This is a genomic window from Meiothermus rufus DSM 22234 (genome assembly GCF_000423425.1).
Lineage (GTDB): Bacteria > Deinococcota > Deinococci > Deinococcales > Thermaceae > Meiothermus > Meiothermus rufus.
On record NZ_AUHY01000014.1, the window covers coordinates 21,942 to 43,284 of the forward strand.

Genomic DNA, 21,343 nt, shown 5'->3' on the forward strand with positions numbered 1-21,343 from the left:
GGTCTATGTATGCGAACGTGGATTTGGATTGTTCTGGCCGTGCTTTCACTGGGCCTAACCGCCTATGGGCTGTTGCGCCCGCGGGCCGAGCAGGGCCTGCCGGTAAATGTGGTGCGGGCCGAGGAAGGAGAGTTCGTGCGGGAGGCGCGGGCGGTTGGGGTGGTGGAGGCCCAGGTCTACACCCTCAGCTTTGCCCGGCCAGGCCGGGTGGCCGAGGTACGGGTGCAAGAAGGGCAGAGGGTACCGGCAGGGACGTTGCTGGCCCTTTTGCAGACTTCTGAGGAAGAGGCCCGGTTGCAGGCTGCCCGGGCGGCCCTGGGTGCTTTGCAGGCCCGGATGGCTGCCCAGGAGGCCGAGTACCAGAGCAACCGTACTCGCCTGCAAAACCAGCTCGAGCAGGCCCGGCATAGCCTGGCTCTTTCCCGCCAGCTTCTGGCCGTGGGTGGGGTGGCCGCCAACGAGGTGGCCCAGCTCGAGCGGCAGGTGGCCGACCTCGAGGCCCAACTGGCCAGCCTGGCCCGGGGGCGCCAAAGCGCCCAGCAGGAGCTAAAAGCCCAGATGGCGGCTCGCCAGAGCGAGGTGGCTTCCCTCGAGCAGAGCCTCGCCCAGGCCCGCCTGAGGGCCCCGGTGGCTGGCACGGTGGCCAACGTAGGGTACCGGGTGGGCCTCGAGGCCTCCGGGGCTATCCGGCTGATAGAGGCCGGTAGCCTGCGGGTGCAGGCCCGGCTGGCCGAGGCCGAGCTACCCTGGGTGCGCCCCGGGCAGCCGGTGCGCATCGAGCTCGATGCGGCTCCAGAAGAGCCTTTAGAGGGCCAGGTAGAGCGCCTGGGGGTGCAGGCCGAACTGGCTGGTAGTGGGGGTAGTGCGGTAGTGCCGGTGTTTGTTCGCTTTCTTACGGATAGGGCCGAGGCCTTGGCCAAGCCTGGCCTAACCGCTACCGCCCGGATCACCACCCTACGCTTGGCCCAGGCGGTGCGGGTTCCTTTGGAGGCCTTGGTAGAGGAGGAGGATCAGCGCTTCGTCTGGCGGATAGACCCCACAGACCGACGGGTGCGCAAACAGCCAGTTGAGCTTCTGGCCCGCAACCTCACCCAGGCGGCGGTGAAGGGGGTGGAGGCGGGGGCCTTGCTGGTCTCGTTGCCCCCACAGGGCCTCAAGGAGGGGGCCAAGGTCAGTTACCGCCTGCCCGAGGAGAAAGCCCCATGACTCCAGTGGTCGAGATGCGGGGGGTGACTAAGGTCTACCGCTCGGGCTCGGGGGCCCGCACGGTGGAGGTGCACGCCCTGCGGGGGGTGGACCTGGCCATCCAACCGGGAGAGTATGTGGCCCTGATGGGCCCCTCGGGTTCGGGTAAGTCCACCCTGATGCACATCATCGGGCTGCTGGACTCGCCCACCGAGGGCGAGTACCGCTTGGGGGGCGAGCCGGTGCGCGGCCTGAGCGAGGCCCAGCTAGCCCGCATCCGCAACCAGCGGGTGGGTTTTGTTTTCCAGGCTTTCTTTCTGCTACCGCGCCTTACCGCTTTGCACAATGTGGCCCTGCCCCTGGTCTACCGGGGGGTGCCCTTGGCTAAGCGGCTAGAGCGGGCCCGTGCCGCCCTCGAGGCCGTAGGGTTGGGCGACCGGCTCGACCACCTGCCCTCCGAGCTTTCCGGGGGGCAGAAGCAGCGGGTGGCCATTGCCCGGGCATTGGTGCAGGAGCCCGACTTGCTCTTGGCCGACGAGCCTACCGGTAACCTCGACTCGCAGTCTTCGGAGGAGGTACTGGCCCTTTTCGACGCGCTGCACCGGCAGGGCAAGACCATCCTGATGGTGACCCACGAGTACGAGGTGGGGGCTCGGGCCCAGCGCATTGTGCGCTTGCGCGATGGTCGGGTGGTGGAAGGAGGCGTATGAGCCCGCTGGAAAACTTCCGCATGGCCTTCGAGTCTCTCCTGGGCAACAAGCTGCGCAGCTTTCTGGCCCTGTTGGGTATCGTCATTGGGGTTTTTGCTGTGACCGCTATGGTCTCGCTAGGGCAGATGGCTACCGCGGGCATCACGCAGGACCTCGAGGCCATTGCCGGGCGTTCTATCTTTGTGCAGCCTAACTTCAACGAGGGCCAGGACTTCACCAGCGCGCCCATTCGCGAGGAAGACCTGGTGGCGTTGCAAACCCTGCCGGTGCAGGTAATCCCCCAGCTTTTCACCAGCCTGCAGTACGAAAGCCGGCCCGGCGAGCGGCGTTCCTTGCAGCTCCAGGGTACCCCAGGCGACCTGCCCCGCCTCGACCCCACCACCCGGGTGGCCCGTGGCCGCTACTTTACCGAGGCCGAGGCCCGGGGAGGGCTAGCGGTGGCGGTGCTTTCCGACCGAGCGGCCCGGGAGCTTTTCCCTGGGCGCGAGGCGGTAGGCCAGGTGGCCCGGTTGTACTACCCCGGCGGGAGCCGCCTCGAGCTCACCGTGGTGGGGGTGCTGGAGCCGCCCAGCGGCATCTTTGGCGGCCTGGGCTCGAGCGCGGTGGTCTTTGCCCCCATTCCCCTGGTTTGGAACACCGCGCCCAACCTTCGCCGAGGGGAGTACGCTTTTGTCGTTTTGTCCCTTAAAAAAGGGGCCGATGCCCGGCAGGTCACCCAGCAGGTGCGGCGCATCTTTGAAAGCCGCTACGGTAAGGGCAAGTACCAAGTCCAGTCCACCGAGAGCTTCCAAGATACCCTGCGCTCGGTGACCCTAATTCTGCAAGCCCTTCTGGGGGCTATCGCCGGGCTCTCGCTTCTGGTTGGTGGCATCGGCATCATGAACATCATGTTGGTCTCGGTGACCGAGCGCACCCGCGAAATTGGTCTGCGCAAGGCTCTGGGAGCTACCTCGGCCCAGGTGCGCCAGCAGTTTCTCATTGAAGCGGTGGTGCTGACCCTGGTGGGCGGGGTGCTGGGGGTGGTGCTGGCGGCTAGTCTGCTCTTTCTGGTTACCGCCACTGTGCCTTTTTTCAAGGTCTACATCCTCAGCCCCCTCACGGTGCTGTTGGCCCTTGCGGTGAGCGCCTTGGTGGGCCTGTTCTTCGGGGTATGGCCGGCGGCTCGGGCTGCCGCACTGGACCCTATTGAGGCGTTGCGCTACGAGTAGGCCTAAGCGTAGCGCAGCCGGGCTAAGGGGGTTTTGCCCATGGCCTCGAGGGTTTGGCCCAGGGTAACCAGGCCGCGCCCTTCTAGGAGGGGCAGCATGCGGCAAAAGACCTCGGCGGTCATCAGGGTATCGCCCAAGGCGGTGTGCCGCCCCAGCACCGGCACCCCAAAACGGGTACAGAGCGCCTCGAGGCTGTGCGAAGGGGCCTCGGGAAAGAGCACCTGGCCCAGTAGCAGGGTGTCCAGCAGGGGGCCGCGGAAGGCCAGCCCTTGCCGTTGCCCGGCTTTTTGCAAGAAGGCCAGGTCGAAGGCCCCGTTGTGGGCCAGAAGCAGGGTCTCCTCCTGGAAGCGGTAAAACTGGGGCAGCACCTCCTCCAGCCGGGGCTTGCCCTGCAGGTCTTCCCAGGTTAGGTCGTGGATCTGGGTGGCGGCTATGGGAATGGGCCGGCCCGGGTCGGCCAGGGCCTCGAAGCTTTCCTCCAGCAGACGGTCGCCCAGCAGCCGCACCGCCCCGATGGCGATGATGCTGTCGCGCTCGGGGTCCAGCCCGGTGGTCTCGAGGTCGAAGGCGGTGTAGAGCAGGCTGCGCAAAGGGCGCTGCAGAAGCTCGCGGTCGGGGGGCTCGAGCAGGCGCAGGTCGAAGGTGGGCGGGCGCTCGCCTGCGCGGCTTGCGGGCGCGGGCGGCTCGGCCAGGCTGGGCAGGAGCAGCACCAGCCGCTCGCCCTCGAGCCAGGCTTCACCTCCTTGCTGGCTCACCGCCTGCAAAAAGGCGGGGGGCACCTGGGCTACCGGGAAAAGCTCGAGGCGGGCCAGGCCCTTCCAGGGCCGCCCCTGGATGTAAAACCCCTCGGCCTCGCGGGCCAGGGGCCCCAGGGCCTGGAGCAAAGCGGCCCGGTCGACCGCCACATAGGTCTCCTCGCTCACGTCCAGCCCAGGGGCGAAACCTAGCCGATCCTCCAGGGCCCGGGCCAGGGCCAGGGCCAGTGCCTTGAGGCTCTGGGCCTCCCGACGGGGGGCTTCCTCCTGGCGCAAGAGCTCGGCCAGCCGCTCGGCCTCCTGCCGCAACAGGGCCAGAAAGGGGCCCTGCTCGGCGGGGGGTACCCGCGGCAGCACCTCGGCCAGGCTGCGTAAAGCCCCGGTGCGGGCCCGCAGCTGGCGGAATAGCGCCCCCAGGTCCTGCTCGGCCTCGGGCTGGGTGAGCATGAGCACAAACCCCCCACCGGCCTCCTCCAGCTTTAGGGCTTGCAGCCGGAAGTCCTCCAGGCGAAAGGGCAGGCCTGGGGCCTCCAGCGCGTGCACCAAGAGGTGCCGGTCCAACAGGCCATACAGGCTTTTGCCCAGGGCCAGGCCCGGCAGAAAGCCTTTGGCAATGGGGTTGTACAGCACCACCTGCCCCAGCCGGTTGGCCAGGATGACCCCCTGGGGCAACTGGCCCAAAAGCGCCGCCAGCCGGTTGCGCTCCTCCAGCAGGGTGCGTTTGGCCGCTTCGATGCGGGCTTTGAGTTCTTCCTCGCGGGCCTCGTGCCGCTCGGCCAGCCGGTTGATCAGCTGGCCCAGTTCGCGCAGCTCCCAGGGGCCTTTTAGCCGCAGGCGGTGCTTGGGGTTGGCCTCGAGGATCACCTCGGCCTCGCGGGCCAAAGCCCTCGAGGCCGCCAGGTAGCCCAGGAAAAGGGGCTGTAGCATCAGCCCCAGCACCCCCACCAGCAGCAAAACCAGCAGCAGCAAAGCCGGCACCCGCTCGTACAGGGCTTTCTGCAGCAGGGTCTGCCCCTCGGGGCTCAGGGCCGAGAAAAGCAGGTAGTACGTGGCCAGCCAGAAGCCCAGCAGCAGCACCAGGCCCAGGGCCAAAGCCGCGGCGAAGCGCAACAGGTTCACTCCAGCAACCTCCGCACCTCGGCCAGCATCTCCTCCAGGCCAAAGGGCTTGACCAGGTAGGCCTCCGCTCCCAGGGCCAGGCCCTTGGCCCGCTCTACCTCGCGCCCTCGAGCCGAAAGAATCAGCACCCTAGGGGGCTTTTGTCGGGCCTTGAGCTGTTGCAGCACCTCGAAGCCGTCCAGGCCGGGCAGCATCAGGTCGAGCAAGACCAGCTCGGGCTGGAGCCGCTCGGCCAGGCGCAGCCCCTCCTCGCCGCTTTCGGCCCAGGCCACCTGGTGTCCCTCCTGCCGCAGGATGTACTCCAGCGGCAGCCGGATGCTGGCTTCATCCTCCACGATGAGTATCCGTGCCACGTTCCACCTCTAGGATAAACCGTGCCCCCTCTTCCCCTTCCACCCACAGCCGCCCCCCGTGGGCCTGGGCGATGCGCCGGCAGATGGCCAGCCCCAAGCCGGTGCCCCCTTTGCCCAGCTTGCGGAAGGACTCGAAGATGGCCTCCCGCATCTCCGGGGGAACCCCGGGGCCGTCGTCCTCCACCTCGAGGCGGCTTTTGCCCCCCTCGCAGTAGGTGCGCACCCAGACCCGGCTTTTAGCATGGCGGGCGGCGTTGGAGAGCAGATTCAGCAAAAGCTGCAACAACCGGTCGTGGTCGCCCTCGAGTATGGCCGGCTCGAGGCGGGTCTCCACCCCCAGCCCTCGCTCAGCCAGAAGCGGAGCACTGAGCTTTAGCGCTTCCTGGGCTAGACTAGCCAGATCCAAAGGCTCGCGCTTGAGGCCCGGGCCTGCCTGGAGTTCGGCCAGGTCCAGCACCCGGTTGACCAGGCGCGACAGCCGCTGGCTTTCCTCCACCAGCAGGCGCAAAAACTCCCGCCGCTCCTCCTCGGGCATCCCGGGCCGCATGTGCAACAGCTCGGCAAAGGAGCGGATGGCGGTGAGCGGGGTGCGCAGCTCGTGGGAGACCGTAGCGATGAACTCGTCTTTGAGTTGGTCCAGCTCCTTCAGGCTGCGGTAGGCCTCCACCGCCTCGACCACCTCCTCCACCCGGGGGGCCTCCTGGGCCACCGAGGCCATTAGCAGCCGGGCCGAGGCCGGGCCCAGCACCCCCGCCAGCAGGGCCTCGGCCTTTTCCAGGCCCTCGGGCGAGCGGGCCAGCTCCTCCAGTACCCCGGCCTCGAGGAAGCGCCCCAGCACCGGGCGCACCCGTTCCCAGTCGGCCTGGTAGGCCGGAGGGGCCTGCTCCAGCACGAAAACCTGGGCCTGTCGCGCTTCCTCCTTGCTCTTGGCAAAGGCATACGAGCCCAGCACCGCCAGGGCCAGGTTTGCCCCCAGGCTCAGGAAGGCGGTCTGGGCCACCGGGTCCAGCCCGGGAAACCAGGAGGCAAACCCCGGAAACACCTCGGGCCAAAGCCCCGGCAGGAACAAACCATAGGCCCACAGGGCATACCCAGCCAGCATCCCCAGCATCACCCCCAGTCGGCCCGCCTCCTTCCAAAAAAGCCCCAGCAGGCCCGCCGGGGCCAGCTGGGCCGCAGCCACAAAGGAGACCAGACCCATCTGCACTAAGCTGGCCTCGGGGCTAAAGCGGAAGTAGAGGTAGGCCAGGATGAGCAGCACGACCACCGTTACCCGTCGCAAGTTGAGCAGAATCTGGCCGGGGTCTTGTAGGGGCGAGCGCAGCACCAGCGGGCTCAGCAGGGTGTTGCTGATCAGGATGGAAAGGGCCAGGGCTTCCACCACCACCATAGCGGTGGCCGCCGAGAACCCTCCCAGAAAGGCCAAAAGGGCCAGCTCGTAGCTGCCCAAGTGCAAAGGTAAAGCCAGCACAAAGAGGTCGGGGTTGAGACCCGGCAGAAGCCCCAGCCCGGCCAGGCTCAGCGGCAGCACCGGCAGGTTGATGAGCAAAAGGTAGAGGGGGAAGGCCCAGGCGGCCTGGCGCAGGTGTTCTTCCTGCTCGTTTTCCACCACCATCACGTAGAACTGCCGGGGGAGGAAGAAGAAGGCCAACATCGAGAGCAGGATGAGCATGCTCCAGTTGAACTGGGCCTCGAGGCTGGGGGCCAGCCGCTCGGTCTCCCAGGGTAGGCTCAGCTCGAGCTGAAAGACCTTCCACAGCACAAAAACCGCCACCACTAGAAAGGCCAGCAGCTTAATCAGCGATTCGAAGGCCACCGCCAGCACCAGCCCAGGGTGGCGCTCGAGGGGGTCTAATCGGCGGGTGCCGAAGAGCACGGTGAACAAGGCCAGGGCTAAGGCGGTATACAGGGCTACGTCCTCCAGCGGTTGGGGCTGGGGCCCCCCGGTAGAGCCTTGCAGGTAGATAAAACTTTGGGAGATGGCCTTTAGCTGCAAGGCCAGGTAGGGCAGCAGGCCCAGAATTAGCAGTAGGGCAGCCAGGCTGCCTAGCAGGCGGTCGTTGCCGTAGCGGGCTGAGAGGAAGTCGGGCCAGGAGGTCAGGCGGTGGCGCTTGGCCAGCCGCAACAGCTTGAGCCAGAAGGGCCAGAGTAAGAGGCCCAGGGTAGGGCCCAGGTAGATGGGTAAAAACCCCACCCCATCCTGGGTGGCCCGCCCGACCGAGCCATAAAAAGTCCAGGCGGTGGCGTAGACCCCCAGGGAAAGGGTGTAGACCCAGGGCGAGCGCAGCCGGCCGCGCCCCTCGCCCCACAGCCCCAGGGCGAAGAGCAGGGCTAGATAGGCCAGGATCAAAAGTAGCAGGCTCATCTTGGCTCTTCCTCGTTACCCCGGCTGGGCAGGCCCCGGTTCAGCACGATGAGCAACCCCCAGGCAGCAAACAGGTAGACCGCCTGGGCCAGCCCGCCTGGGGGCAGATAGAGCAGGGGATAGCTGAACAAAAGCAGCCCCAAAGCGAAGAGAAAAAGGCTTCGCAGCTTCATCGTATCTGGAACCTTTGCAGGGTGGCCTCCTGGGCCTGTAGGATGGCCTGGAAAACCTCCTTTAGCCGCCGGGTCTCCCGGGGGCTTAGCTCGGCCAGGCGAACCCGGTTGGTGGGGGGCTGGCCCTGGCGCAAGGCCGCAAGCTGCTGGCGCAGCCGCAGCTCGAAGAGGAAGGCATACCCTTCGGCCAGGGCTTCGCTGGTGGCCGGGCTCAGGTGGCCGGCCTGGGCCGCTGCGTTGAGGCGAGCCAGGGTGCCGCGGGCCCGACTCTGGGCTAATAGGCCGTATAGCCGGGCCAGGCTCACGATGGGGGCGATGCCGGCGCGTTTGAGGTCCAGCTCGCCACCGGGGGCCTGCAGCCGGCCAAACAAGCCTAAAGGAGGGCGGAAGGCCAGGCTGGCCTTGGCCAGGTGGTACAAAAACACCCCCCGGCGGGCCCGCTCCAGGATCAGCTCATCCAATGGGGCCAGCTCGAGGGAGCCGTAGACCCCTCGGAAGTCGAAGAAAATCTGGGCCTCGAGCAATGCCTGAGGCTCGGGGTTTTCCATGTATTGCAGCAACATCGCCTGCCAGGCAGCCAGGCTCTGCCGGTATCGGGTGGCCATAAACCCTCCCTGGCAGTAGGGGAAACCAGCCTGGTGTAGCCCCTCCACCACCTCTTCGGCCAGGGCCTGAAAGTAGTCTGCCCCAGTTTCCTGGCCCAGTACCAAGGCGTTGTCCTGGTCGGTGAGCAGGGCCTGTTCCTTGCGGCCCTCCGAGCCGTAGACCACGAAGGCGTAGGGCACCGGGGGTGGGCCCAGCCGGGCCTCGGCCTGGCGCAGCAGGCGCCGGATGAGGGCATCGTTGAGGGTGGCCACTATCTCCCCGATGCGCAAAGCCGGCACACCGCCATTGAGCAGGTTTTCGACCAGGCGGCCCAGGGCTTGGCCGTACTGGCTTAGCTCCAGCCGCTCGATGCGTTTGAGCAGGAAGAGGGGGCTTTGGGTCTGGGCCTCGAGGTAGGTGGTGTGGGTGATGACCCCCAGAAAGCGATTCTCCTGGCTGAGGGGCAGGTGGTGGATGCCCTGCTCGACCATGTAGGCCAGGGCCTCGAACAGCGGGGTTTCGCCAGGGAGCGAACGCACCGGCGCACTCATTACGGCGGCCACCTTTGTCTCGGGGCCTAAGCCCTGGGCCAGTACCCGGTTGCGCAAATCCCGGTCGGTGAGGATACCCGGGGGCTGGCTTTCCACCAGGAGGCTCGAGACCCCCTCCTCGGCCATCTTTTGCGCCGCCTGGGTCACGCTGGCCTGGGGCGAGATATAGACCGGTGGGCGGCGGAGGAGGCTTAGGGCTGGCTGGAACAGCAGGGCTTCCTCCCGCTCGGGCAGGTGGATGCGCTCAGCCAAGCTCTCGAGCAGCAGCTCGGCCAGCCGGGGCTGGGAGAGCAACAGGGGCAATGCCTCGCGGGGCAGGCGCAGCAAGCGCACCGGGGTCTGGGCCTCCAGGCTATAGCGTGGGGGCTCGCCCGAGAGCAGGGAGGGTAGGGCCAGAAAACTGCCCGGCCCCAGCACCGCCCGCGGCTGGCCGCCCCGGCTAAGCCGCACCTGGCCTTCCTCTAGGAAGTAGAAATGGCTGGCCGGTGGGCCGGCCTCCTCCAACAGGAGGTCACCTGCAGCATAGGTGGCCCAGCTACTCATCTGCAGCAGGGTTGTAAGCTGCTCCGCCGGCAGCAGGTTTAGAGGGAAAAGCTCGGTGGCGGTTTCCATTGCGGCTTACCGGGCCGGGGGTGGATGCCCGTATTGTACAAAAAACCGCCCGGCCAGGAGGGCCCTGGCCGGGTAGGGGGATGGGGCCTAGTCGGGCATGCGCATCTGGAGTACGAACTCCTCCCGTTCCTTGCCCTCGGCGCTGGTAGCTAGGGAGGCCAGCACCGCAGCAATGGCGTTGGCTGCGACGGAGATCATCCCCCAGGCGATGGTACCGATCTTCTGCCCGAAGAGCACCAGGGGCGGGGCGTTGAAGACCCCAACCGCCAGCACGTAGGGCAGGGCCACCAGCATGCCTACCACCATTCCGGCTACCACCCCGTAGCGGTTGAGCCGCCGCCAGAAGATGCCCAACATGATGATGGGGGTGAAGCTCGAGGCCGCGAAGACGAAGGCCCAGCCCACCATCAAGGCCACGTAGCGGCTGAAGTTGGGGTCGCTCAGGGCCAGGTAGCCCAGGAAGCCGCCGATGAGGCCGATCACCACCAGCATCACCCGCACGAAGCCCACCTCGCCCTCTTCCGAGGCCTGGGGGTTGATGAAGCGCTTGTAGATGTCGCGCGATACCGCAGTGGACATGGCCAAAAGCAGCCCGTCAGCGGTGGAAAGGGCGGCGGCCAAGCCGCCTACCGCCACCAGCGGGGCGATGAGCCAGATCATGCCGAACATGTCGGGCATGCCCACCACCACGATGTCGTTGTGGAAGGAAAGCTCGGCGGGTTGGATGATGCCGTCGGAGTTGGCGTCGTTCACCTTGACCAGGCCAGTGGGCAGCCACTTCTGCACCCAGGGGGTATTCTGTACGACCTCGAGGGGTTTGTTCCACAGCTCGCTGATGGCCCGACGGGCAATGGCCGCGTAGATCGAGGCCGAGGTGTAGAGCAACCCGATGAAGAGGAGAGCCCAGCCCACGCTCATGCGGGCGGCGTGCACGCTGGTCACGGTGTAGAAGCGTACCAGGATGTGGGGCAGGCCCATGGTTCCCAGCATCAGCACCAGCGCGGCCAGTATCCAGTTAAGCTGCCCCGTACCCCCGGCAAACGGTCGGGCAAAGGGCTCGGTCCAGAGGGGGCTCAGCCCGGCTGCCGCCTCGCGCGACTCCACCTCGCCGACCAGCGGGCCATACTGCACCCAGGGCAAGGGCAACAGGCCCAGCGCCGCTCCGGCGATCACGATGGGGGTGAGGTACATGGCGATCAGCACCCAGTACTGCACGAACTGCACCCAGGTGATGCTGCGCCAACCACTGGTCCAGGCGTAGGCCAGAGCGCCGAATACCCCCACGAAGACCGCGATGGTAGCCGGAATGCCCAGGAAGCGGGAGAAGACCACCCCTACCCCGGTGAGCTGGGCGGTGAGGTAGGTCAGGGAGGTGATGAAAACGATGATAACCGCGATCACCCGGGCGGTGGGCCAGCCCCCAGCCAGCTTTTCGATCAGCTCAGGCACGGTGTAGGTGCCCGACTTGCGCACGAAAGGCGCGATGGTGAAGGCCATCAGGGTATAGCCCAGGGTCCAGCCGATCACGTAAGGCAGGGCATCGAAGCCCAGAAAGGCAATGATCCCGGCCATGGAGAGGAAGCTGGCTGCGGACATCCAGTCGGCGGCGGTGGCGGCTCCGTTCACCAAGGCGGGAATGGAGCGGCCCGCCACGTAGAAGTCCCCTGTGGACTGGGAGCGGATAGAAAGGGCCAGCACCAGGTAGACCGCGATGCTACCGATAATCAAAATCAGGGAAGTCAGGTACTCCCTACCGATGGGGTAGGCCAGCGCGGCCAGAAGCACGACCACGACAGCCGTAATCAGGGGGTTGCGTACTACGGGCGACATGGGCTACTTTCCCTCCTGGAGCTGTCGCTGCAGCTCCTGGTCCAGTTGGTTCATCTTGGCTGCATACCAGAAGATCAGCACAACCCCCAGCACAATCACGATGAAAGCGTTGATGTACCAGTGAAGTGAGGGGATGGGCCCTAGAGTGACCCCTTTAAGCGAGGGCGAGAGAACTGGCAGCACGATGGCGATGATGATCCAGTAGATCAGGGAGGTGACGGTGAGCCTTTTGACCTGGCCCCAGTACCACTCCCGGATCGCTTCAGGTGTTTCTCCCATAACAGCCTCCATGTACATGCAAGCAGTCCCACAGGGCCTCCTTGGGGCTTTTTTTCTGCTTGCTGGGGGGTATCTTAGCCAGCCACTGTATACCCGTCAAGAAACACCTCCTTTTTGCGTATCCCGCAAAATTGCTTTTTTACTCCTCTAAGGTGGAGAGATCCCCGGGATCCTTGCCCAGTTCCTGGGCTTTGAGGAGCCGGCGCAGAATCTTGCCCGAGCGGGTTTTGGGTAGCTTGTCTAAGAAGACCAGTTCGGCAGGGGTGGCGATGGGGCCCAGCTCGAGGCGCACGTGCTGGATGATTTCCTCCCGCAGGGCTGGGCTTTTTTCCCGCCCGGCCCTGAGCACCACAAAGGCCTTGATGTTTTCCCCTTTGATGGGGTCGGGCACCCCGATGACCGCAGCCTCGGCCACCGCCGGGTGCGAGACCAAGGCACTTTCCACATCGGCAGTGCCAATGCGGTGGCCGGCCACGTTGAGCACGTCGTCGGCCCGGCCCAGCACGCCAAAGTAGCCATCGGGGCTCTGGCTGGCCACATCGCCGGCGGCGTATACCCAGCCGGGTATCTCGGTCCAGTACTGGGTGTAGCGGGCGTGGTTGCCCCAGACGGTGCGCATCATGTGGGGGAAGGGGCGCTTGAGCACCAGCAACCCCCCGCTGCCGGGGGGAACCTCGTGGCCCTTAGCGTCCACCACCGCTGCCTCGACCCCCGGCAGGGGCACCCCGGCAAAGCCCGGACGGGCCTCGAGGGTGATGGGGGTGCCCAGGGTAGGCCCGCCCAGCTCGGTCTGCCACCAGTTGTCGGCCACAAAGCCGCGCTTTCCCCCCTCCGTCAGGTGCTCCACCGCCCACTGCCAGGCCTCGGGGTTGAGCGGCTCGCCCGCCACCCCAACGAGGCGCAGGCTGGAGAGGTCGTGGCGGGCGGGCCACTCCGGGCCAAACTTCATAAACATCCGCACCGCGGTGGGGGCGGTGAACATCACGTTCACCCGGTAGCGCTCCACCACGCTCCAGAAGGCCCCGGGGTCGGGGTAGTCGGGCGCTCCCTCCCGCAAGAGGCTGGTCACGCCCTCCAATAGCGGCGCATAGACGATGTAGCTGTGCCCCACGATCCAGCCGATGTCGGAGGTGGCCCAGTACACGTCGGTATCCTTCACATCGAAGAAACTGCGCAGGTGGTAGGCGGTGCCCACCATGTAGCCCCCGTGCACGTGCACCACCCCTTTGGGCTTGCCGGTGGAGCCGGAGGTATAGAGGATGAACAGGGGGTGCTCGCTGTCGAGGGGCACGGCCTCGGCCTTGGGGGGGTGGCTCCAGAGCAACTGGTTGAAGTCGTGGAAGCGGGGCCCCTGGGGGGCGGCCTTGCTGCGGCAGAACCAGACCGTGGGAATATCCAGGTCTTCGATGGCCTGAAGCACGATGGCCTCGAGGTCTACCGCCTTGCCCCGGCGGTAGCTTACGTCCCCGGCCATCACCAGCTTGGCCCCGGCGTCCAGGATGCGCTCCCGCAGGGCCGAGACCCCCAGACCGGCATAGACCACCGAGTGGATGGCCCCGATGCGGGCACAGGCCAGTATGGCGATGATGCCCTCCAGGGTGAGGGGCATGTAGATGATCACCCGGTCGCCTTGGGCAATGCCTAAGCGGCCAAGCGCGGTAGCCAGCCGGGCTACCCGGTCGAGGAGTTCGCCGTAGGTCAGCTTTTCCTCCTGGCCGTCCTCCCGCAGGTAGAGGAGGGCCACCTGGTTGCGCTTGGGGCCTTTGGCGTGGCGGTCGAGGGCGTTGTAGGTGATGTTGGTCTGGCCGCCCACAAACCAGCGGTGGTCGGGGAAGTTCCACTCCATGACCCGCTCGTAGGGGCGGAACCAGTGAAAGCGCTGGGCCTGGGCCCCCCAAAACCCCTCGGGGTCTTGCAGGCTACGGGTGTACTCCGCCTGGAAATCCGGCACATTGGCGGCCTCTCGCAAGGCCGCCGGGGCCTGGTAGCGAAGCTCGGTTTTGAGTAGTTGCTCGAGTTCCATCCAGCCTCCTTGGGTTTAGGGTTCTAGTGTGGAAAGGTCGCCAGGGTCGGCGCCTAGCTCCTGGGCTTTGAGCAGGCGGCGCAAAATTTTGCCACTCTTGGTGCGGGGCAGGTGCTCGAGGACCTCCACTTCGGTATGCAGGCCGGCGCTACCTAGCTGGCGGCGCAGATAGGTGGCCAGTTTGCTGGCCATAATCTCACGGACCTGGAGGCTACTTTCTCGGGTTTTGAGCACCACGTAGACCTTGATGACCTCGCCGTGAATGGGGTCGCTCAAGCCCACCGCAGCGGCCTCGGCTACCGCAGGGTGGGCCAGCATAGTTCCTTCGATCTCGGCGGTGCCAATGCGCAGCTCGCCTACCTTAATCACGTCATCGGAGCGGCCCAAAAGGGCGATGTACCCCTCGCTGTCGCGCACTGCCAGGTCGCCGGTGGCATAGACCCCCGGGATGCGCTGCCACTGTTCGGCGTAGCGCTCCGGGTTATTCCAGAAAGTGCGCATGAAGTGGGGGAAGGGGAACCGCAGCACCAGGTGGCCCTTTTCGCCTGGGGGCAGCTCCCGCCCCTGGGGGTCTACCACTGCCACCTCTACCCCCGGCAGGGGGAGGCCCACCTTGCCCGGCTTGACCGGGCAGCACAGGGGGGTGGAAAGGCAGGGCCCACCGGTCTCGGTCTGCCACCAGTGGTCCAGCACATGGGCCAGGTGTTTGGTAGCCCAGTGCCAGACCTCGGGGGCCAGGTACTCGCCCACGCTGGCCACCAGGCGAAGCTCACTCAGGTGGGCTTTCTTGGCCCAGTCGTCGCCATGCTTGCGCAGGGTGCGTAGCCAGGTGGGGCTGGTGATGAGCACGTTAACCCCGCACTCTTCCAGGGTCTCGTAAAAGGAGCCGGCGTCGGGGTAGTCCAGCCGCTCGGCCCGCAGCACGCTGGTCAGGCCCTCCAGAAGGGGGGCGTACAGGCCGTAGCTATGCCCCACAATCCAGGACAGATCGGCGGTGGCCCAGCTGACCTCCCCCTCCTTCAGGTCGAAAAGGGTGCGCAGGTGGTAGGTGGTCCCCACCATGTAGCCCCCGTGCACGTGCACCACCCCTTTGGGCTTGCCGGTGGAGCCGGAGGTATAGAGGATGAACAGGGGGTGCTCGCTGTCGAGGGGCAGGGCAGGGGTGGTGGGCCGGTGGGCCTCGAGCAACTCCCAGAACTCCAGCGTATCTTGCTGCCCATCCCGGCTATGCCACAGGATGGGCATGGTCAGCCCTTGGGTAGCCTCTTCGACCAGCCCGCGTAAGGGAATGGTGCGCCCGGCCTGGTACATGCGGTCGGCAGCCACCAGGAGCCTCGCCTGGGTGTCCAGCAGGCGCTCCCGCAAAGCCTGGCTGCCCAGGCCAGCGGGGATGGCTACATGCACCGCCCCGATGCGGGCACAGGCCAGGAAGGTTAGGGTGGTCTCCAAGCTGGTCGGCATATAGACCGCCACCCGGTCGCCCGCCCCTACGCCTAAAGCCTGCAGCCCACCGGCTAACCTCGAGACCAGGTCGCGTAGCTCGCGGTAGCTTACCTTGTGCACGCTGCCATCGTCGGCCAGCACCACCAGGGCCAGCTGGTTGCGCTTGGGGCCTTTGGCGTGGCGGTCAAGGGCGTTATAGGTGATGTTGGTCTGACCGCCCACAAACCAGCGGTGGTTGGGGAAGTTCCACTCCACGACCCGCTCGTAGGGGCGGAACCAGTGAAAACGCCGGGCCCACTCGGCCCAGAAGCTCTCTGGGTCTTGCTGGCTGCGAGCGTATTCTGCTGCGTAGTCTTGCAGGTTGGCGTTGTTTCGCAGCGAAGCTGGGGCCCATACCGGCTGCTCCTCATAGGAAGGGATGGCGGGGGGTGTCCGAGGGGGTTGTAGTGCAGGCGCGTTCTTTTCCTCCTCTTCCTTTGGCGTTTGGGCCTGGGGGGGGAAGCTCGAGGCGGCCCGGGCTACCTCCTGCACGGCCTGGGCCAGCCGGGTAAAGGCGTAGGGGAAACGCCTCGAGGGCACCAGTACGCCCAAGGCCCCCACCACCCGGCCCTCTGGCCCAAAAATGGGTGCGGCCAGGCTGGAAAGGCCCTCGGCGTGCTCCTCGATCTCCACGGCAAAGCCCAACTGCCGCACCTTGGCCAGCTCCTCCTCGAGGGTCAGGGGGTCGGTGATGGTGAGAGGGGTAAAAGGGCGCAGGTGCTGGAAGTGGCGGGCCTGAGCCTCGGCCTCCAGGAAGGCCAGCACGGCTTTGCCCAGGGCCAAAGCGTGGAAGCCTTCGGTCACCTGATCCAGGCCCACCAGGCGGGGCAATCCCTGCCGCCCCCGTGTGCTGAGCCTTAGCTCCCCTTCGCGGCCCAGGAGGGCCAGATAGCTCCGCTCGCGGGTGCGCAGGTAGAGTTCCTCCAGGGCGTCGCTCAGCTTTTCAGGTCGGGCCAGGGGGGCTGGGGCTGGAGCCAAAGCCGTGCGGGAGAGCCGGTAGGTGCTCCCTTCCCGCTCAGCAAAACCCTCCGCTACCAGGCTGGCCAGAAGGGCGTAGGCGGTGGAGAGGCTCTTGCCCAGGAAGGTGGCCAGCCGCGCGGCCTCCACGCCCTCGGGGTGCTGGGCCAAATAGGCCAGCACGCGCAACGCAGCTTGTACGGTGGTCAGTTTGCGGCTCTGTGCCATACCTGCCGTCCTTGGTAGCGCAAGCTACGATTTCGATTAGGGCTATGATGGCTTTACCCGGGGTGGGTGTCAAGTATTGGCAAAATTCGCAGGATTGCCAAAGTAGAGGATTTCTTGACGAGAGGGGTTTTTCTTTCTATCCTCACCAGCAAAAGGGGTAGCTTTACGGACAAAATCGTGGGCATTTAGCTCTGCCCCACCAACTTCTTTCGAGGGGATAGCCTATGGAAAAAATCGAGACGGTACTGAAGGAAGAACGGGTCTTCGAGCCTCCTATGGAGTTCCGGCAAAAAGCCCGGATTAACCGGCTGGAAGACTACGAGGCCCTCTACCGCGAGAGCCTCGAGCAGCCCGAGGTTTTCTGGGGCCGGGTAGCGGGCGAACTTCACTGGTTCAAGCCCTGGGAAAAGGTACTGGAGTGGAACCCCCCCAACGCCAAGTGGTTCATCGGGGGAGAGCTCAACCTAGCCTACAACTGCCTGGATCGGCATCTGGCTACCCGGGGTAACAAAGCCGCCATCATCTTCGAGGGCGAGCCAGGTGATTCGCGCATCCTCACCTACCAGCAGCTCCACCGCGAGGTGAGCCAGTTCGCCAACGTGCTCAAAAACCTGGGGGTGCAGAAGGGCGACCGGGTCACCATCTACCTGCCCATGATTCCCGAAGCGGCCATTGCCATGCTGGCCTGTGCCCGCATCGGGGCGGTGCACTCGGTGGTTTTCGGGGGCTTCTCGGCTTCGGCCCTGGCCGACCGCATCAACGACGCTCAGGCCAAGGTGCTCATTACTGCCGACGGGGGCTGGCGGCGCGGCTCGATTGTGCCCCTCAAGGCCAACAGCGACGAAGCCTTAGCCGATGCCAAAAGCGTGGAAAACGTGGTGGTGGTGCGGCGCACCGGCCAGGAAGTCCACATGGAGCCAGGCCGCGACCACTGGTACCACGAGCTGATGGCCGCCGCCTCGGCCCAGTGCCCCGCCGAGCCCATGGAGGCCGAGGATCCCCTCTTCATCCTCTATACCTCCGGCTCTACGGGAAAACCCAAAGGGGTGCTGCACACCACCGGGGGCTACTCGGTCTATACCTACCTCTCCGCCCAGTACATCTTCGACCTCAAGGAAACCGACACCTACTTCTGCACCGCCGATGTGGGCTGGATCACCGGGCATAGCTACGTGGTCTACGGCCTTTTGCAAAACGGAGCCACCACCCTGATGTACGAAGGGGCCCCCAACTTCCCCGACGAAGGGCGCATCTGGAGCATCATCGAGAAATACTGGGTAAGCATCCTCTATACGGCTCCCACTGCCATCCGAGCCTTCATGAAGTGGGGGGAACAGTGGCCGCTCAAGCACGACCTCTCCAGCCTGCGCCTGTTGGGTACGGTAGGGGAGCCCATCAACCCCGAGGCCTGGCTTTGGTACTACCGGGTGATTGGCAAGGAGCGCTGCCCCATTGTGGACACCTGGTGGCAGACCGAAACCGGCGGCATCATGATCACCACCCTGCCAGGGGTGCAGCCCATGAAGCCCGGCCATGCTGGCAGGCCCTTCTTCGGCATCCAGCCCGAGGTAGTGGATACCTCGGGGAACCCGGTGGGCAGCCCCGACGAGGGCGGTCACCTGATTATTCAAAAACCCTGGCCCTCCATGCTGCGCACGGTTTGGGGTGACCCCGAGCGCTTTGAGCGGCAGTACTTTGCCCAGTACCCGGGTCGCTACTTCACCGGCGACGGGGCCAAGCGGGATGCCGATGGGTATTACATGATTCTGGGCCGGGTGGACGATGTGCTCAACGTCTCGGGCCACCGCCTGGGCACTATGGAAGTGGAAAGCGCCCTGGTCTCGCACCCGGCGGTGGCCGAGGCCGCTGTGGTCGGACGGCCCGATCCCCTTAAAGGTGAAGGAATCGTGGCCTTTGTGACCCTCAAGACCGGTCAGACCGCCAGCGCCGAACTTGCCAAAGAACTCAAGGCGCATGTGGTCAAGGCCATCGGTGCGATTGCCCGCCCCGACGAGATTCGCCTGACCGATGCTTTGCCCAAAACCCGCTCGGGCAAGATTATGCGTCGCCTGCTGCGCCAGGTGGCTGCAGGTGAGGAGATCAAAGGCGACACCACCACCCTCGAGGATCGCAGTGTGGTGGAGCGGCTCAAGGCGACGCCGGCGCAGTAACAAAAGGGTCTCGGGAAGCCGAGTGAGGGCTCCTACTCTTCCTCGCCGCTGGCCACGGCTTCCCGGCGCCCGGCCTTCCATTCCAGCCCGGCCCAGATCAGGCTTTCCAGGTCGCCGTCCAGCACGTTCTCGGGGTCGTGGCGCATCTCGCCGGTGCGGTGATCCTTAACGTATTGTTTGTCCAGCACATAGCTACGAATTTGGCTGCCCCACTCGATGGGTCGGGCCTCGCCGCGCAGACGGGCCAGCTCTTCCTGCTTCTTTTTGTATTCGATCTCAAAGAGCTTGGAGCGCAGGATGTTCAGGGCCAGCTCCTTGTTTTTCTGCTGGCTGCGGGTGATCTGGCACTTGACGAAAAGGCCAGTGGGCAGGTGCACTACCCGCACGGCTGAGTCGGTGGTGTTGACCCCCTGGCCCCCCTTACCTTGCGAACGCATCACATCGATGCGCAGATCCTCGGGGTTGATCTGGATATCCACCGATTCGTCGACCTCGGGCATCACTTCCAAAGCGGCAAAGCTGGTCTGGCGTTTGCCCTGGGCGTTGAAGGGGGAGGGGCGCACCAGGCGGTGTACCCCGGCCTCGGGGGAGAGCAGGCCAAAGGCATTTTCACCCCGCACGATGAACTGGGCGTGGTCGATGCCGGCTTCGGCGCCCGGCTCGAGGTCCACCAGCTCCACGCTAAAGCCTTTGCGCTCGGCAAAGCGGGTGTACATGCGGTAGAGCATCTGGGCCCAGTCGCAAGCCTCGGTGCCGCCGGCCCCTGGCTTGATAGTCACGATGGCCGCGTTTTCGGCGTAGGGGAAGGAGAGTAGAGTCTGGTGGTAGAGCTCTTCCAGCTCGCGCCCAGCCCGCTCGAGTTCGGGTTGCATCTCGGTTCGCTCCTCGGCACTCATCTCCGGCCAAAGCTCCAAAAGACCCTGTAGGTCCGACTCCAGGCGGCGAAAACCATCCACCACCTTGCGCAACCGGGCCGATTCCTGCGAGATTTTGCGGGCCTGGGCTGGGTCGTTCCAGAGCTGGGGGTCGTTTAGGTGTTGCTCGAGTTCTTTGAGCCGGGCTTCCTTACCAGGGATGTCAAAGATACCCCCGTAGGGCCTCGAGGCGGCGTTCTAGGGTGGGTAAGTCCATAAGTTCTGAGTCTAGGGCAAAGACCGCCTCAGGTCAAACGCGTAGTCTAGAAGGGTGAAGCCACGGGTGGATCAGGTGTTGGTCTGGCTCGAGCAGGGCCGGGCGGTGGTGCAGGTGGAGTATTTCGACCATCTGGGCCGGCTTTGTCGGGAGCGCTTCTACCGGCCTACCCGCGAGGTGGGCCAGGCTTTGGAGGAGGTGGCCGGGGTGCTGGCCCAGCGCGGAATGCAGGGGCGGCCTCGGGTGCGGCGTAAACAGGGGACGCGACTGCTATCTGCTCCGGAGCTAGAGCAGCGCTTCTGGGCTGGGTTGAACCGCTGAGCCTGGTGTCGGCTAGGCGCTCAACGCTGCTAGAACCGGCTGGCCCTGGGGGAGCTTGAAGACCAGATACTCATCCTGGCTGCGCAGGAGCACCAGCAGGTATGTTGCTGTTTTCAGCCGCATGAACAAGGGCAGGGCATAGCGGGCTTCGCCCCGCTCGATGCGGGTTTGGCCTAGGGTGTAGGCCATGAAAAAGTCCTCGTCGCTTTGCATCAGGTTAGGGGTGTAGAAGAGGGTCAGGTCGGCCTCTTCCTTGTCGGCTTTGGCCAGGGCTTCCCAGACCAGTTCCTGGGCCTGAGAGGCGCCGAGGTACTCCCCCTGCACCGGGCCGAGGCGGCCATAAAAAGCCGCAGGAAACTGCTTGAACTCGTAGAAAAAGCCGCCCGCCCCATGCCACCAGCGCACAATCTCGTTTTCGCCCGCGCAGCCTTGCGCTTGCTCGAGGGCATACTCGCGGGCTAGGGCCAGGGGTTTCAGATCGGGGAGCGCCCCGGTTTCTATGCCTTCCAAGATCAGGGTCTGAGGGTCGATTTCAATGGCTTGGTTCATGGAGCCTCGAGTTTCTGGCCGATGTGCAGTGCGGCGATGCCGCCGGTGAATAGCCGGTAGCGGGTTTGGAAGCCAGCCTGATTCATCATACCCGCCAGGGTGGGGGGGGTGGGGAAGCACTCCACCGAGGCGGGCAAGTAGCGGTAGGCGGCAGGGTTGCCCGAGACCAGCCCCCCAACCCAGGGCAGCACGCGGGTGAAGTAGAAGCGGTATAGCGCACCCAGACCACCCTGGGGCGGTGGAGGAAACTCCAGGATGCACAGCCGGCCCCCTGGGGCCATCACCCGGTACAGCTCGGCTAGGGCCTGGGTGTAGTCGGCAAAATTGCGGAAACCAAAGGCGATGGTGATGGCCTCAAAATGCCGGTCGGGGAAGGGCAGGTTGAGGGCGTCGGCCTCCACGAAGGGAATCTCGAGCCCAAGTTTTTGCGCTTTCTGCCGGGCCAGCTCGAGCATAGGGGGGGCGAAGTCGGCCCCTACCACCTCGGCCTGGGGGGCCAGCCGCTTTAGCAGTAAGGCCATGTCCCCGGTGCCGGTAGCCAGGTCTAGAATGCGCCTGGGGTTCTGCTCCAGCGCAGCCTTGACCGCAGCCACGCGCCAGCTTCGATCCACCCCTGCCGATAGAAGGCGGTTGAGCAGGTCGTAGCGCAGGGCAATCTCGGAAAACATCTTTTGTATAGCCTGGGCTTTGGCCTGGGTCGTGTCTTGCACCAAAAAAGTCTAGCATCCTGCCCGGAGGGTGGGGAGGGCGTGCCCT

General features: G+C 65.4%; 17 protein-coding genes. 5 read left to right on the top strand and 12 right to left on the bottom strand.

The annotated features are described in order from the left end of the window. Positions 1-9: 9 nt before the first annotated feature. The 3 genes from G552_RS0104040 to G552_RS0104050 are packed head-to-tail and all read left to right on the top strand — an operon-like array spanning position 10 to position 3,103. Positions 10-1,206, top strand: coding sequence for an efflux RND transporter periplasmic adaptor subunit (locus tag G552_RS0104040; RefSeq protein WP_027881859.1), 1,197 nt, complete (start codon positions 10-12; stop codon positions 1,204-1,206). Beyond that, complete coding sequence (locus G552_RS0104045; RefSeq protein ID WP_036270230.1) at positions 1,203-1,895, top strand: ABC transporter ATP-binding protein; 693 nt, start codon at positions 1,203-1,205, stop codon at positions 1,893-1,895. Before G552_RS0104040 ends, G552_RS0104045 begins: the two co-directional genes overlap by 4 nt. After that, positions 1,892-3,103 carry an ABC transporter permease gene (locus tag G552_RS0104050; RefSeq protein ID WP_027881861.1) on the top strand — a complete coding sequence of 404 codons (1,212 nt, stop codon included), beginning with the start codon at positions 1,892-1,894 and terminating at the stop codon, positions 3,101-3,103. Before G552_RS0104045 ends, G552_RS0104050 begins: the two co-directional genes overlap by 4 nt. Before the next feature lie 2 nt (positions 3,104-3,105). Here G552_RS0104050 and G552_RS0104055 read toward each other — a convergent pair whose 3' ends face one another. The 9 genes from G552_RS0104055 to G552_RS0104095 form a co-directional block, all read right to left on the bottom strand. Beyond that, positions 3,106-4,977, bottom strand: a complete 1,872-nt coding sequence (locus G552_RS0104055; RefSeq protein ID WP_027881862.1) for a 3'-5' exonuclease — start codon at positions 4,975-4,977, stop codon at positions 3,106-3,108. Beyond that, positions 4,974-5,330 (bottom strand): response regulator transcription factor, encoded by a 357-nt coding sequence (locus tag G552_RS0104060; protein WP_027881863.1) that lies wholly within the window; start codon positions 5,328-5,330, stop codon positions 4,974-4,976. The genes G552_RS0104055 and G552_RS0104060 overlap by 4 nt, the downstream gene beginning before the upstream one ends. Next, positions 5,302-7,695 carry an ATP-binding protein gene (locus G552_RS0104065; RefSeq protein WP_027881864.1) on the bottom strand — a complete coding sequence of 798 codons (2,394 nt, stop codon included), beginning with the start codon at positions 7,693-7,695 and terminating at the stop codon, positions 5,302-5,304. The genes G552_RS0104060 and G552_RS0104065 overlap by 29 nt, the downstream gene beginning before the upstream one ends. Continuing rightward, the gene (locus G552_RS16215) at positions 7,692-7,868 is read right to left on the bottom strand and encodes a hypothetical protein (protein ID WP_156890671.1); all 177 of its coding nucleotides are present in this window, start codon (positions 7,866-7,868) and stop codon (positions 7,692-7,694) included. Before G552_RS16215 ends, G552_RS0104065 begins: the two co-directional genes overlap by 4 nt. Beyond that, complete coding sequence (locus tag G552_RS0104075; RefSeq protein ID WP_027881865.1) at positions 7,865-9,616, bottom strand: putative nucleotidyltransferase substrate binding domain-containing protein; 1,752 nt, start codon at positions 9,614-9,616, stop codon at positions 7,865-7,867. Before G552_RS0104075 ends, G552_RS16215 begins: the two co-directional genes overlap by 4 nt. An 87-nt stretch (positions 9,617-9,703) precedes the next feature. After that, complete coding sequence (locus G552_RS0104080) at positions 9,704-11,446, bottom strand: VC_2705 family sodium/solute symporter (protein WP_027881866.1); 1,743 nt, start codon at positions 11,444-11,446, stop codon at positions 9,704-9,706. A gap of 3 nt (positions 11,447-11,449) precedes the next feature. Next, entirely contained in the window at positions 11,450-11,725 is a 276-nt protein-coding gene (locus G552_RS14735; protein ID WP_169447871.1) for a DUF4212 domain-containing protein, read from the bottom strand. Positions 11,726-11,864: 139 nt separating this feature from the next. Then, positions 11,865-13,748, bottom strand: a complete 1,884-nt coding sequence (gene acs / locus G552_RS0104090) for an acetate--CoA ligase (RefSeq protein WP_027881867.1) — start codon at positions 13,746-13,748, stop codon at positions 11,865-11,867. 15 nt (positions 13,749-13,763) lie between these two features. Further along, entirely contained in the window at positions 13,764-16,415 is a 2,652-nt protein-coding gene (locus G552_RS0104095) for an AMP-binding protein (RefSeq protein WP_027881868.1), read from the bottom strand. 224 nt (positions 16,416-16,639) lie between these two features. Here G552_RS0104095 and acs (G552_RS0104100) point away from each other — a divergent pair, with 224 nt between their 5' ends. After that, a complete protein-coding gene (gene acs, locus G552_RS0104100; RefSeq protein ID WP_027881869.1) occupies positions 16,640-18,586 on the top strand; it encodes an acetate--CoA ligase in 1,947 nt (648 codons plus the stop codon). 32 nt (positions 18,587-18,618) lie between these two features. On the opposite strand, the gene prfB is transcribed toward acs (G552_RS0104100), so the two are convergent. Beyond that, positions 18,619-19,717 (bottom strand): peptide chain release factor 2 gene (gene prfB, locus G552_RS0104105; protein ID WP_156890672.1). Its coding sequence is split into 2 segments (ribosomal slippage): positions 18,619-19,665 and positions 19,667-19,717, totalling 1,098 coding nucleotides; the frame shifts between segments, so codons are not numbered across the junction. Positions 19,718-19,771: 54 nt separating this feature from the next. Here prfB and G552_RS0104110 point away from each other — a divergent pair. Beyond that, positions 19,772-20,038 (top strand): hypothetical protein, encoded by a 267-nt coding sequence (locus G552_RS0104110; RefSeq protein ID WP_027881871.1) that lies wholly within the window; start codon positions 19,772-19,774, stop codon positions 20,036-20,038. 12 nt (positions 20,039-20,050) lie between these two features. On the opposite strand, the gene G552_RS0104115 is transcribed toward G552_RS0104110, so the two are convergent. Continuing rightward, on the bottom strand, positions 20,051-20,587 hold the full coding sequence (locus G552_RS0104115; protein ID WP_027881872.1) for a hypothetical protein: 537 nt from the start codon (positions 20,585-20,587) through the stop codon (positions 20,051-20,053). Beyond that, the gene (ubiE, locus tag G552_RS0104120) at positions 20,584-21,255 is read right to left on the bottom strand and encodes a bifunctional demethylmenaquinone methyltransferase/2-methoxy-6-polyprenyl-1,4-benzoquinol methylase UbiE (RefSeq protein WP_245575109.1); all 672 of its coding nucleotides are present in this window, start codon (positions 21,253-21,255) and stop codon (positions 20,584-20,586) included. The genes G552_RS0104115 and ubiE overlap by 4 nt, the downstream gene beginning before the upstream one ends. Positions 21,256-21,343: the final 88 nt, after the last annotated feature.

What these genes read in the sequence shown, in the direction of transcription:
- G552_RS0104045 (WP_036270230.1), top strand. Translation starts at nt 1,203, where the DNA reads ATGACTCCAGTGGTCGAGATGCGGGGGGTGACTAAGGTCTACCGCTCG.
- G552_RS0104115 (WP_027881872.1), bottom strand. Translation starts at nt 20,587, where the DNA reads ATGAACCAAGCCATTGAAATCGACCCTCAGACCCTGATCTTGGAAGGC.
- G552_RS0104095 (WP_027881868.1), bottom strand. Translation starts at nt 16,415, where the DNA reads ATGGCACAGAGCCGCAAACTGACCACCGTACAAGCTGCGTTGCGCGTG.
- ubiE (WP_245575109.1), bottom strand. Translation starts at nt 21,255, where the DNA reads ATGTTTTCCGAGATTGCCCTGCGCTACGACCTGCTCAACCGCCTTCTA.
- G552_RS0104065 (WP_027881864.1), bottom strand. Translation starts at nt 7,695, where the DNA reads ATGAGCCTGCTACTTTTGATCCTGGCCTATCTAGCCCTGCTCTTCGCC.
- G552_RS0104050 (WP_027881861.1), top strand. Translation starts at nt 1,892, where the DNA reads ATGAGCCCGCTGGAAAACTTCCGCATGGCCTTCGAGTCTCTCCTGGGC.
- G552_RS0104040 (WP_027881859.1), top strand. Translation starts at nt 10, where the DNA reads ATGCGAACGTGGATTTGGATTGTTCTGGCCGTGCTTTCACTGGGCCTA.
- G552_RS16215 (WP_156890671.1), bottom strand. Translation starts at nt 7,868, where the DNA reads ATGAAGCTGCGAAGCCTTTTTCTCTTCGCTTTGGGGCTGCTTTTGTTC.
- G552_RS14735 (WP_169447871.1), bottom strand. Translation starts at nt 11,725, where the DNA reads ATGGGAGAAACACCTGAAGCGATCCGGGAGTGGTACTGGGGCCAGGTC.
- acs (WP_027881869.1), top strand. Translation starts at nt 16,640, where the DNA reads ATGGAAAAAATCGAGACGGTACTGAAGGAAGAACGGGTCTTCGAGCCT.
- G552_RS0104075 (WP_027881865.1), bottom strand. Translation starts at nt 9,616, where the DNA reads ATGGAAACCGCCACCGAGCTTTTCCCTCTAAACCTGCTGCCGGCGGAG.
- acs (WP_027881867.1), bottom strand. Translation starts at nt 13,748, where the DNA reads ATGGAACTCGAGCAACTACTCAAAACCGAGCTTCGCTACCAGGCCCCG.
- G552_RS0104080 (WP_027881866.1), bottom strand. Translation starts at nt 11,446, where the DNA reads ATGTCGCCCGTAGTACGCAACCCCCTGATTACGGCTGTCGTGGTCGTG.